The sequence below is a fragment of the Burkholderia sp. MR1-5-21 genome, assembly GCF_053427715.1.
The window spans coordinates 20025-31564 of sequence record NZ_JBSAXD010000056.1; the positions used below are offsets into that span (position 1 = coordinate 20025).

Annotated in this window: 11 protein-coding genes and 1 other RNA gene; 6 read left to right on the forward strand and 6 right to left on the reverse strand. The window is 65.0% G+C overall.

The features are described from left to right. Positions 1–19: 19 nt before the first annotated feature. The 3 genes from serC to gyrA form a co-directional block, all read right to left on the reverse strand. Positions 20–1102, reverse strand: coding sequence for a 3-phosphoserine/phosphohydroxythreonine transaminase (gene serC / locus ACV229_RS39390; protein WP_448088452.1), 1083 nt, complete (start codon positions 1100–1102; stop codon positions 20–22). Between the two features lie 167 nt (positions 1103–1269). Continuing rightward, positions 1270–1869: a DUF2059 domain-containing protein gene (locus tag ACV229_RS39395; RefSeq protein ID WP_448078253.1), complete on the reverse strand. Its 600-nt coding sequence runs from the start codon at positions 1867–1869 to the stop codon at positions 1270–1272. 94 nt (positions 1870–1963) lie between these two features. Then, positions 1964–4567, reverse strand: a complete 2604-nt coding sequence (gyrA, locus tag ACV229_RS39400) for a DNA gyrase subunit A (RefSeq protein WP_448088453.1) — start codon at positions 4565–4567, stop codon at positions 1964–1966. A 542-nt stretch (positions 4568–5109) separates the two neighbouring features. Between gyrA and ompA the strand changes: the two genes are divergently transcribed. The 5 genes from ompA to ACV229_RS39425 all read left to right on the forward strand — a co-directional run bounded on the left by ompA (position 5110) and on the right by ACV229_RS39425 (position 8787). Next, positions 5110–5781 (forward strand): outer membrane protein OmpA, encoded by a 672-nt coding sequence (gene ompA / locus ACV229_RS39405; RefSeq protein WP_448088454.1) that lies wholly within the window; start codon positions 5110–5112, stop codon positions 5779–5781. A 153-nt stretch (positions 5782–5934) separates the two neighbouring features. Continuing rightward, positions 5935–6633 (forward strand): bifunctional 2-polyprenyl-6-hydroxyphenol methylase/3-demethylubiquinol 3-O-methyltransferase UbiG, encoded by a 699-nt coding sequence (gene ubiG / locus ACV229_RS39410; protein ID WP_448088455.1) that lies wholly within the window; start codon positions 5935–5937, stop codon positions 6631–6633. A 16-nt stretch (positions 6634–6649) separates the two neighbouring features. Then, complete coding sequence (locus tag ACV229_RS39415; protein ID WP_448088456.1) at positions 6650–7366, forward strand: HAD-IA family hydrolase; 717 nt, start codon at positions 6650–6652, stop codon at positions 7364–7366. A gap of 17 nt (positions 7367–7383) precedes the next feature. Next, positions 7384–7753: a transfer-messenger RNA gene (gene ssrA, locus ACV229_RS39420) on the forward strand. A 305-nt stretch (positions 7754–8058) separates the two neighbouring features. Next, positions 8059–8787, forward strand: a complete 729-nt coding sequence (locus ACV229_RS39425; protein WP_448088457.1) for a class I SAM-dependent methyltransferase — start codon at positions 8059–8061, stop codon at positions 8785–8787. A 127-nt stretch (positions 8788–8914) separates the two neighbouring features. On the opposite strand, the gene ACV229_RS39430 is transcribed toward ACV229_RS39425, so the two are convergent. From ACV229_RS39430 to ACV229_RS39440, 3 genes are all read right to left on the reverse strand, one after another. Further along, positions 8915–9268, reverse strand: coding sequence for a DUF4148 domain-containing protein (locus ACV229_RS39430; protein WP_448088458.1), 354 nt, complete (start codon positions 9266–9268; stop codon positions 8915–8917). A 456-nt stretch (positions 9269–9724) separates the two neighbouring features. Then, positions 9725–9994 (reverse strand): hypothetical protein, encoded by a 270-nt coding sequence (locus ACV229_RS39435; protein ID WP_448088459.1) that lies wholly within the window; start codon positions 9992–9994, stop codon positions 9725–9727. Positions 9995–10095: 101 nt separating this feature from the next. Continuing rightward, on the reverse strand, positions 10096–11202 hold the full coding sequence (locus ACV229_RS39440; RefSeq protein ID WP_448088460.1) for a substrate-binding domain-containing protein: 1107 nt from the start codon (positions 11200–11202) through the stop codon (positions 10096–10098). Between the two features lie 131 nt (positions 11203–11333). Here ACV229_RS39440 and ACV229_RS39445 point away from each other — a divergent pair. Continuing rightward, on the forward strand, positions 11334–11540 hold a 207-nt coding region (locus tag ACV229_RS39445; RefSeq protein ID WP_448088461.1), incomplete at its 3' end, for an NAD(P)H-dependent oxidoreductase subunit E.

Consider the following 11540-nt stretch of genomic DNA (forward strand, 5'->3'; position numbering starts at 1 on the left):
TTGAACAGCGCCGCCACCGTCAGGCGCGGTGCTGCTCGAAATCCTTCAGGTACTCGACGAGCGCTTTCACGCCCTCGAGCGGCACCGCGTTGTAGATCGACGCCCGCATGCCGCCGACGGACTTGTGGCCCTTCAGCTGCAGCAGCCCGCGCGCCTTTGCGCCGGCAAGGAAGTCTTCGTTGCGCGTTTCGTCGGCCAGGAAAAAGGGCACGTTCATCCGCGAACGCGCCGCCGGCTCGACCTTGTTCAGATAGAAGCTGCTCGCGTCGATCGTGTCGTAGAGCAGCTTCGCCTTTTCGATGTTGCGGGCCTCGATCGCCTTCAGGCCGCCCTGCCGCTTCAGCCACTGGAACACGAGGCCGGCGATATAGATCGCATAGGTCGGCGGCGTGTTGAACAGCGAGTTGTTCGCGGCGACCGTCTTCCAGTCGAATGCCGACGGGCAGATCGACAGTGCGCGGTCGAGCAGGTCTTCGCGGACGATCACGAGCGTGACGCCCGCCATCCCGATGTTCTTCTGCGCGCCGCCGAACATGACGCCGTACTTCGCGACGTCCATCGGGCGCGACAGGATGTGCGACGACACGTCCGCGACGAGCGGCACATCGCCGAGATCGGGAATCTCGAACGTCTCGACGCCGTCGATCGTTTCGTTCGTGCACAGGTGCACGTAGGCCGGATCGTCCGACAGCTGCCATTCGGCTCGGGCCGGCGCGCGCGTGTAGCCTGCGTCGGTCTTGCCGGTCGCGGCGAGATGCGGCGTGCCATACTTCTTCGCCTCGTTGAACGACTTCTGCGACCACGAGCCCGTCACGACGAAATCGGCCGTCTTGCGCGTCCCCAGCAGGTTCATCGGCACGATCGCGTTCTCCGCGATGCCGCCGCCCTGCAGGAACAGGATCCGGTGGCTCGCCGGCACGTCGAGCAGCTCGCGCAGGTCGGCGAGCGCCGCGTCGTGGATCGACATGAATTCCTTGCCGCGATGGCTCATCTCCATCACGCTCATGCCGCTGCCATGCCAGTCGAGCATCTCGTCGGCTGCTTGCCGCAGCACTTCTTCGGGCATCGCCGCGGGACCGGCGGAGAAATTAAAGACGCGCATCGTGAAAACCTCGGGAGGGACGCGGCCGGCTCGCCGCCGGCAAGTCAATTGCAAATGAGCCGCGCCGGAAAAGGAATGGCCGCTTGCGCTCGCGCGCAAACGGCCATTATCGCACTGTCGTCAGGCTCCCGCCAAACCCGGCGCGGCCGGGGGCGGGCTGCGACGGCTTACTTGGCGGGCTTGACTGCCGCGACTTCCTTGTCGGCCTGGGCGCGCGTCGCCTGGATCGCTTGCGGCATGTACTTCTGCATCAGGCCGTTGACCACGTCGCGGCCGACCTGATCCTGAACCTGGATGAACTTGCGGCCCGTCGGGCTCTTGTAGAACGTCGTCAGATCCTTGATTTCCGACGTGCTGTAGTACTTCGCGTACGCGTCGTACTGAGCCTGCATCGCGTCGCTGCTGAACGCCGGCGTCGTGAATACCTTGCCTGCGCCGTCGACCAGCTTCGGCACGGCGTTCTTCTGCAGCGTCGGAACGGCAGCCTGCTTCTGCTTGTCGTTCATCGTCTTGTTTTCCGACAGCGCGTCCGACAGGATCGCCGGAACCAGCTGCTTTGCCTGCATTTCGGCGCTGTTGCCGATTGCCGACACGAGCTTCGGCGCGTCGATCGCGTCGAGCAGATCCTTGATCGCCGCCTTCTTGTCGGCGTCGATCGGCGCAGCTGCCGCGGCGGGCGCCGGTGCGGAATTCGACAGCGCTTGCGCCATCGCGAACGTCGGCACCAGTGCGGCCAGCAGGACCAGTTGCTTGAATTGCTTTTGCATCATCACTCCCTTTTGGAAATTTGAATGGGTTCTCGCCGCCCGCATCGCACCGCGCTCATCGCCGTGCGTGCGGCGGCTCGAGAGTCTCATCCGTTCAGGCTTCGCCGTCCGACGCCTCGTCGGCCTCGCCGTCGCCCTCCTCAGCCTCCGCGATCTGCTGCAGGCCGGAGAGCTTGGTACCCTCATCGAGACTGATGAGTGTAACACCTTGCGTAGCACGTCCCATCTCGCGGATCTCGGACACGCGCGTGCGGATCAGCACGCCGGCGGTCGTGATCAGCATGATCTGGTCTTCGGCATCGACGAGCGTCGCGGCGACCACCTTGCCGTTGCGCTCGGACGTCTGGATCGCGATCATGCCCTTCGTGCCGCGGCCGTGACGCGTGTACTCGGTGATCGGCGTGCGCTTGCCGAAGCCGTTCTCGGTCGCGGTGAGCACCGACTGCTCTTCGCTGCCCGCGACCAGCATCGCGATGACCTGCTGCCCGTCCTCGAGCTGCATGCCGCGCACGCCGCGCGCCTCGCGGCCCATCGGGCGCACGTCGTTCTCGTCGAAGCGCACGGCCTTGCCGGCATCGGAGAACAGCATCACGTCGTGCGCGCCGTCGGTGATCGACGCACCGATCAGGAAATCGCCTTCGTCGAGGCCGACCGCGATGATGCCCTTCTTCATCGGACGGCTGAACGCCTCGAGCGGCGTCTTCTTCACGGTGCCGAGCGACGTCGCCATGAACACGAACTTGTCGGCCGAGAATTCCTTGACCGGCAGCACGACGTTGATCTTCTCGCCGTCCTGCAGCGGGAACATGTTGACGATCGGGCGGCCGCGCGAGTTGCGCGAGCCCTGCGGCACCTCGTAGACCTTGACCCAGTACACGCGGCCGCGGTTCGAGAAGCACAGCATGTAGTCGTGCGTGTTCGCGATGAAGAGCGTCTCGATCCAGTCGTCTTCCTTCATCTGCGTCGCCTGCTTGCCGCGGCCGCCGCGCTTCTGCGCGCGGTACTCGGACAGCGGCTGCGACTTCACGTAGCCCGCATGGGACATCGTGACGACCATGTCCTGCGGCGTGATCAGGTCTTCGGTGTTCAGCTCGGTCGCGTTCAGCTCGATCTTCGAGCGGCGCGCATCGCCGAACTCGGCCTTCACCGAGGTCAGCTCCTCGCCGATCATCGTCGTGATCCGCTCGGGGCGAGCCAGGATATCCAGCAGGTCTGCGATCTGCGCCATCACCTCGCGGTATTCACCGATGATCTTGTCCTGCTCGAGGCCCGTCAGGCGCTGCAGGCGCATCTGCAGGATTTCCTGGGCCTGCGTGTCGGACAGCCTGTACAGGCCGTCGCCCTGCATGCCGAACGCCGGGTTCAGCCCTTCCGGACGATACGCGTCGCGACCGCCCGCCGTGGCGTTCTCGGTCTCGGCGCGCGTCAGCATCTCGCGCACGAGCGACGAATCCCACGCCTTCGCCATCAACTCCTGCTTCGCGATCGGCGGCGTCGGCGCGGCCTTGATGATCGCGATGAACTCGTCGATGTTCGCGAGCGCGACCGCGAGGCCTTCGAGCACGTGGCCGCGTTCGCGCGCCTTGCGCAGTTCGTAGATCGTCCGGCGCGTGAGCACTTCGCGGCGGTGCGCGAGGAAGCACTGAAGGATTTCCTTCAGGTTGAGCAGCTTCGGCTGGCCGTCGACGAGCGCGACCATGTTCATCCCGAACGTGTCCTGGAGCTGGGTCGCCTTGTACAGGTTGTTCAGCACCACTTCCGGCACTTCGCCGCGCTTCAGCTCGATCACGACGCGCATGCCGCTCTTGTCGGACTCGTCGCGAATGTCGGAGATGCCCTCGAGTTTCTTCTCGTTGACGAGCTCGGCGATACGCTCGAGCAGCGAGCGCTTGTTGACCTGGTACGGCAGCTCGTCGACGATGATCGCCATCCGCTGGCCGCGGTCGATCTCCTCGAAGTGCGTGGCCGCGCGCATCACGACGCGCCCGCGCCCGGTGCGGTAGCCGTCGCGCACGCCGGCGACGCCGTAGATGATGCCCGCCGTCGGGAAGTCCGGCGCCGGGATGATCTCGATCAGCTCGTCGATCGTCGCGTCGGGGTTGTGCAGCAGATGCTGGCACGCGTCGACGACTTCGTTCAGGTTGTGCGGCGGGATGTTGGTCGCCATGCCGACCGCGATACCCGACGAGCCGTTGATCAGCAGGTTCGGGATGCGCGACGGGAGGATCAGCGGCTGCATCTCGCTGCCGTCGTAGTTCGGGCCGAAATCGACGGTTTCCTTGTCGATATCGGACAGCAACTCGTGACCGATCTTCGCCATGCGAATTTCGGTGTAACGCATCGCGGCGGCGTTGTCGCCGTCGATCGAGCCGAAGTTGCCTTGCCCGTCGACCAGCATGTAGCGCAGCGAGAAATCCTGCGCCATCCGCACGATCGTTTCGTAGACCGCGCTGTCGCCGTGAGGGTGGTACTTACCGATCACGTCGCCGACGATACGCGCCGACTTCTTGTAGGCCCGGTTCCAGTCGTTGTTCAGTTCGTGCATCGCGAACAGGACGCGCCGGTGCACGGGCTTCAGGCCATCGCGGACATCCGGGAGGGCACGTCCGACGATCACGCTCATCGCGTAATCGAGATACGAACGGCGCATTTCCTCCTCGAGGGAGGTGGGCAGGGTCTCTTTGGCGAATTGATCCATGTATTCGTATCGTTTCGGAGCGAAGACGGAAACGCCTTTCGCGTGAGCGCTGCATGCGCAACGCAACGCGAGATTCTAACATGCGCCCTTCTCAGGCCAATTCGCCTCCCCCTCTATATAAGAATGGCGAAAATCCGCGCGACGGAGAAACCGCCTGCACACCGGATGCGCGACGCCTGCCTGCGCCCGTCCGTTTTGCACCCCTTTGCACCCGTCCCGCGCCCGCATGTAAACAATCAGCGCCCGAGCGCGCAATTTCGCCGCATCACTCTTGACAATCTCTAAAAGTTGCGGCAGGTCGGTGTTGCGCATGCACCACAAACGCGGAGGCGATCTTGGGGTGGGGAGGATTTTTTTTCGTAGGAAGGGAACGATATGGCAAAATGCCAACGCACTGAAAGTTAGACGCTGCTCGAAGTCTACACAGAGCGGCGCCGCGTTTTTTGTGCCGCACCAATGTTATACTTCGAGCAATGTATGACTTGTCATCGTCAACAGGCTCGCAGTAAACCTGCGGTAATCTCAATTTCGAGAGGAGAAATATGAATAAACTTTCAAAGCTCGCGTTCATTGCAGCTACCGCAGTTATGGCTGCATCCGCTTCGGCACAGTCGGTGCCGGCGTCGCGACAAGCCGTGAACGACAACTGGGTGAATGGTACCGGCGAATACGTGTGGATGAACGGCACGAACGAGCTTTGCTGGCGCGATGCGTTCTGGACGCCGGCCACCGCCAACGCAAAGTGCGATGGCGCCCTGGTCGCCCAGGCACCGGCACCGGCTCCGGTCGCACCGGCAGCTCCGGCAATCACGAGCCAGAAGATCACGTATCAGGCTGACGCACTGTTCGACTTCGACAAGGCAACGCTCAAGCCGCTGGGCAAGCAGAAGCTGGACGATCTGGCTGCGAAGATCGAAGGCATGAACACGGAAGTGGTCGTCGCAACGGGCTACACGGACCGCATCGGTTCGGACAAGTACAACGACCGTCTGTCGCTGCGCCGTGCGCAAGCCGTGAAGTCGTACCTGGTCAGCAAGGGTGTGCCGGCCAACAAGGTCTACACGGAAGGCAAGGGCAAGCGCAACCCGGTCACGACCGGCTGCAGCCAGAAGAACCGCAAGCAACTGATCGCCTGCCTCGCACCGGACCGCCGCGTGGAAGTCGAAGTGGTCGGTACGCAAGAAGTGCAGAAGACGACCGTTCCGGCGCAGTAAGCCGCGGTCTCCGACTGCTTCAAAGCCCCGCCTCGGCGGGGCTTTTTCATTGACGCCCGTCCGGGCGCTCGCTGGCCTCGCCGTCCGCCCGCTTATATACTCGGGGCTTGATGCAGCGAAGCACCGCCCTCCTTCCGTAGCCCGTTTGCCGACATGACCAACGCCGATCCGCACGAACTCCAGAAATTCAGCGACCTCGCCCATCGGTGGTGGGATCCGAATGCCGAATTCAAGCCGCTGCACGACCTGAACCCGGTCCGGCTCGGCTGGATCGACGCGCATGCGCATCTGGCCGGCAAGCGCGCGCTCGACATCGGTTGCGGCGGCGGCATCCTGTCCGAATCGATGGCGGGACTCGGCGCGCAGGTGAAGGGCATCGACCTGTCCACCGAAGCGCTCGGCGTCGCCGACCTGCACAGCCTCGAAAGCGGCGTGACGGTCGACTACGAGGCGATTGCCGCGGAAGCGCTCGCGACCCGCGAGCCCGGCACCTACGACGTGGTCACGTGCATGGAGATGCTCGAGCACGTGCCGTCGCCGGCCAATGTCGTCGAGGCCTGCGCGACGCTCGTCAAGCCGGGCGGCTGGGTGTTCTTCTCGACGCTGAACCGCAACCTGAAGTCCTATCTGTTTGCCGTGATCGGCGCCGAGTACATCGCGCAGATGCTGCCGAAGGGGACGCACGATTACGCGCGCTTCATCCGTCCGTCGGAACTGGCGAGCTTCATTCGCGCAACCGACCTGCACATCGTCGAGATCAAGGGCATCACGTATCATCCGCTCGGCAAGCGCTTTGCGCTGTCGAACGACACCGACATCAACTACCTCGTTGCGTGCCGCCGCAGCGCGTGACAACGACTCGACCGGCATGACGACTCCCTTTTCGCCCGCCCGGGCCACGCTCGACGAACCGCGCCTGCAAGGCTGCGACGCGGTGCTGTTCGATCTCGACGGCACGCTCGCCGACACGGCCCCCGATCTCGCAGCCGCCGTCAACAAGATGCAGCGGGTGCGCGGGCTGCCCGAGACGCCGCTCGACCTGCTGCGGCCGCTGGCGTCCGCCGGCGCGCGCGGCCTGCTCGGCGGCGCATTCGGCATCGGCCCGCACGCGTCCGACTACGACGCGATGCGCGACGAGTTCCTGGCCAACTACGCAACCGACCTCTGCGTGCACACGGCGCTGTTCCCCGGCATCGGCACGCTGCTCGACGAGCTCGACGCGCGCGGTGTGCGCTGGGGCATCGTCACGAACAAGGCGATGCGATTCACCGAACCGCTCGTCGGCTTGCTCGGCCTCGGCACGCGCGCTGCGTGCGTCGTAGGGGGTGACACAACGCCGCACCCGAAGCCGCACCCTGCCCCGCTGCTGCATGCGGCCGGACAGCTGACGCTTGCGCCCGAGCGCATCGTGTATGTCGGCGACGACTTGCGCGACATTCAGGCCGGCAGTGCGGCCGGCATGGCAACGATCGCGGCCGCATACGGCTATTGCGGCGACGGTGCCGCGCCGGCGGACTGGCAGGCACAGCATCTCGTCGCGACGACGCAGCAATTGCGCGAGCTGCTGCGCGATGTTGGGCTATAATGATTAATCTTATCCGCGGGGGCGACCTGGTTTCGACAGGGGTTGTGAAGCGGCTAGGGCATGTCGAGGACCCGTCACCTCGTTAATCAATGGGAAAAACGTAACTGCAAACGACGATACGTTCGCACTGGCAGCCTAAGGGCCGCCGTCCTCTGCCTAGTTCACTGACGGGCTAGCGTCGCAAGACCGGTAGCAATACCGCCAGAGGTCATATACGTCAGTTAAGCCTGGGCGGCGTCGCGACGCCAAGGTCGAAAATCCAGCGAATCGCCGTAGTGCAGCGTGTTCGTCCGCGTCGCTGCGGTTAAATCAAATGACAGAACTAAACATGTAGAACTGGTCGTGGAGCGCTTCTGGACGCGGGTTCGATTCCCGCCGCCTCCACCATATACGCGCTTCCTCGTCTGACGAGGAATGTGAAGAAACCCCGGTCGTCGCACGACACCGGGGTTTTGTTTTTTCACGGCCGGCGCAACTCGCCGATCCCGCCCGTCCGATGTAACGCGCCGGTCACCCGCCCCGCTCCCCACCTTCATCAGGCCGTCACGGCAGCCTCGCTCGACACGTAAATGACTGTAACAACCAACATGTCGAAACCCGCGCTGGCCCACTATGCTTGATCTGACGGCGGACGTCTCGATCACCGCCTTCCACTTCCACCGCACCGCTCGAATCCCGACAGGAGCCCGTCGATGCGATTGCTTGAATGGATGCTGTTCCTGCGCACCTGGCTGCGAAATCCGCGTCGCGTCGGCGCGCTCGCGCCGTCGAGTCCGGCGCTCGCCGCACTGATGACGACACAGATCTCGCATGACGACGCGTCCGTGATCGAGCTCGGCGCCGGTACCGGCGTCTTCACCCGCGCGCTGCTGGCACGCGGCGTGGGCAGCGACCGGCTGGTGCTGGTCGAGGCCGATCCCGCTTTCGCCGGCGCGTTGCGGCGCCAGTTCCCCACGTTGCGCGTGATGCAGATGGATGCAGCCGAGCTTGGCTTGACGGGCAGCTTCTTCGGCGCCGAGCGAGCGCACGCGATCGTCAGCGGATTGCCGCTCGTCGCGATGCCCGTCGAACAGGCAGTCGCGATCGTTCAAGGCGCGTTTGCGCACCACCTGGCCGCCGGCGGCGCGTTCTATCAATTCACGTACGCGCCGCGCTGCCCGATTCCCAGACGCCAACTCGAAGCGATCGGCATTCGCGCCGCACGGGTCGGCATCGCATGGATGAACTTCCCGCCCGCCGTCGTCTACCGCTTCGAGCGACGGGTCGAAGGGGCCGCGGATCCGTGGCCCGGCACATGGCAACAGACCGCATCCTCGCAGGGTCGGCCGCTGTCCGCCGGCGCAGTGCGCGTCCGCACGGAAAGACGCGAATTGCCTGCCGCGCCAACGGCGGACGGCGCCACTGCGGCACGAGGCCGCTGACGCCTGTCCGACCGGAACGCGAACGTGGCGAGCATTCCGGCCGCGGCACCGGTCGGCCCGCGATCGCTCGCCCGGCGCGCGGCGCGACTGATCGTCGCACCCACCGCGCCTCATACCGCCTGGCGGCTTAGCTGCCGCGATACAGCGACTTCATGTCGTCGGCACTTGCCGGGCGCACGCCTGCAGCACGCGAACCGGATGCCGATGCGCCCTGCGCTTGCGCGCCGTAACCGCTGACGTCGACACCCTGAGCCCGGGCAACGGCATTTTGCTGCTGCGCGGCGACACGGGCGGTCGCGGCCTGGATCGCGTCCGGATAATGCGGATCTTCACCGCGTGCCGAGTTATAGCCCGCCTGCTGGAGCTGGACCAGTTCGGCGCGCACCTGTGCGCGGGTGATTTGCGAGCCCGACTGCGCGAACGACACGACCGGGGCAACGATTGCAGCAGCAACGACAACAGCTTGAATGAGCGACTTCATGATGACCTACCTCCAGATTTGTCCGTCTTTCGCGGTGAACGCCTCGTTCATCGCTGACAACTGAAGTTTATGTAGGCAGTTGCTTAAGAATAAGGCAGGTTTCGGGAACACATACTTTCTGGATACGGGTTAACCACTAGAACAGTGACTGTCCCCTCTTCCGGGCCCGATCGACCCGACCGCGCCGACCTCGTGTCGCGGACCGGCGATTCGCCCGTGAACCGCGTCAATCGCCGCCTGAAATGCACAAGCCCCGCGAAGCGGGATGCTTCGCGGGGCTTGCAGTCAATGCAGCCGTGTTCCCCCGGTTGGAAAGCTGCGCGACGATCGGACCGCATCAGGCCACCACTGGCGCGGCGTTCGTACGGCGCGACCGGATGAATCGCGCAAACTCGCCCGGTCAGGTTCCGTTACGGGTGCGCGGCGGCGCGCACGCGCTGAAGCCCGACCCGCGCGTTACTCGCCATCCATCGGACATTTCAGGTTGCAGCCGTTCGGATCGCCCATGTCGCCCTTGCGGCGCAGCGCAGACTTCTTGCCGGTCTGATATTTCTTCGACGCGTCTGACGCCGCGAACGGCATCTGCGGATGTTCGTTCAGGCGGAACTGGTCGTTCAGGATGCCGCCGGGCACACCCGGCGAATTCTGCGCAAACGCGAACGGCGAAACGGCGACGAGCAGGCCCGCGGTCAACGCTGCCGCGGCAAGGGGAACGGAAAGTTTCATGGCGGAACGACGCCTGAACGGCGTGCTTGTTGGAACGTTGATCAAGCGGCAAGCGTAGCGCAAATCCCCCGCCACTGCAGCGCGGTTCGATCGCGCACCCGTTACCGTGCGTTGCCGCCATCCGCGGCGCCGGCGTCGTCGCCGGCAAGCCCCGCCGCGACGCTCGTCAGCGTGCCGCATGTGGCCGGATCGTAGCCGTCGAGACGCGCGACCCGTTCGATGAAACGCGCATCGCGCAGCAGCGCGAGCACACCGGCGAGCGGCCGCTCGTCGAGCCGCGCGCGCTCGCAGGCGAAGTAGTAATCCTCGTCGACGACCGGGATGAAATCGAGCCCGAAATGATGCGCGGCCGGCTCGACGCCGAAGCCGAGGTCGGCCATCCCGCTCGCGACGAACGCCGCGATCGCCGAATGGGTCAGTTCCGCCGACTCGTAACCGTTGATGCGCTCGGGATCGACGCCGATGCCGCGCAGCGCGAGATCCAGCAGCATGCGCGTACCCGAGCCCGGCTGCCGGTTGACGAAGCGGATGTCGTCGCGCGCGAGGTCGGACAGCCCGCCGACCTGTTTCGGATTGCCGCGCGGCAGAAACAACCCTTGCTTGCGGCGCGTCAGGTGAATCAGCACGTGACGCGCGTCGTCGAGCCACGGCCGGTAGATCTGCACGCATTGTTCGCGGAACGCGCCGCGCGGCAGATGAAACCCCGCCAGTTCGCACTCGCCGCGCCCAAGCGCCTTCACGGCCTCGACGCTCTCGCGATACTTGATGTCGACCGCCGCGTGCGCTTCGACCAGCGCGGACACGAGCGCCGCAACCGCATAGCCGTGCGACGCATGGATGCGCACCGCGCCGTCGCGTTGCGCGAGCCGCCGGTTCAGGTCGCTCGCGACTTCGGCCGCCAGCGCGCGCAGGTTCCCGTCGAGACGGCTGCGCGCGAGGCGCTGCGCATCGACGACCGCCTGCCCGAGTTCGGACAGCGTCGAACCCTTGCCCCGCGCAGTCTCGATCAGCGCGCCGCCGACGCAGGCTTCCAGCGCGCGCAGCAGTCCCCACGCGTGCCGATACGACAGCCCCTTGGCCTGCGCCGCCTGCGCGATGCTGCCCGTCTGCGCGACGAGCTCGAGCAGCGGCGCGACGTCCGACAGGCTCGCCGTGCCGCCGTGGCTGTCGCGCACGAGCAGATACGCGTCGCATTCGACTCGAATCATTTATGCACTCCGTTTTCCTATTGCGACCGCCCGGCGTTCCGCTTATCGTTGGCCAAAATCCATCAAAACGAAGTCGACATGCGCGAAATATGAAATTCCAGCGCATATGAGACTTTGGAGGAGCATAGCAGATGTCCCCGAATTCCCAAGCGCCCGACGCGCTCGTCGAACGGCACGCGCGTCCCGGCCGGTCGCTCGTCGCGATCCTGCACGCGATCCAGGACGATGCAGGCTATGTGCCGCCGGGCTGCGTCGCACCGCTCGCGAAGGCGCTGAACCTGTCGCGCGCCGAGGTGCATGGCGTCCTCACGTACTACCACCACTTCCGCACCGCGCCT

Bases quoted from the DNA above. Each gene is read 5' to 3' on its own strand.
- serC (WP_448088452.1), bottom strand. From the start codon at position 1,102: ATGCGCGTCTTTAATTTCTCCGCCGGTCCCGCGGCGATGCCCGAAGAA.
- ACV229_RS39435 (WP_448088459.1), bottom strand. From the start codon at position 9,994: ATGAAACTTTCCGTTCCCCTTGCCGCGGCAGCGTTGACCGCGGGCCTG.
- ompA (WP_448088454.1), top strand. From the start codon at position 5,110: ATGAATAAACTTTCAAAGCTCGCGTTCATTGCAGCTACCGCAGTTATG.
- ACV229_RS39440 (WP_448088460.1), bottom strand. From the start codon at position 11,202: ATGATTCGAGTCGAATGCGACGCGTATCTGCTCGTGCGCGACAGCCAC.
- ACV229_RS39415 (WP_448088456.1), top strand. From the start codon at position 6,650: ATGACGACTCCCTTTTCGCCCGCCCGGGCCACGCTCGACGAACCGCGC.
- ubiG (WP_448088455.1), top strand. From the start codon at position 5,935: ATGACCAACGCCGATCCGCACGAACTCCAGAAATTCAGCGACCTCGCC.
- ACV229_RS39395 (WP_448078253.1), bottom strand. From the start codon at position 1,869: ATGCAAAAGCAATTCAAGCAACTGGTCCTGCTGGCCGCACTGGTGCCG.
- gyrA (WP_448088453.1), bottom strand. From the start codon at position 4,567: ATGGATCAATTCGCCAAAGAGACCCTGCCCACCTCCCTCGAGGAGGAA.
- ACV229_RS39430 (WP_448088458.1), bottom strand. From the start codon at position 9,268: ATGAAGTCGCTCATTCAAGCTGTTGTCGTTGCTGCTGCAATCGTTGCC.
- ACV229_RS39425 (WP_448088457.1), top strand. From the start codon at position 8,059: ATGCGATTGCTTGAATGGATGCTGTTCCTGCGCACCTGGCTGCGAAAT.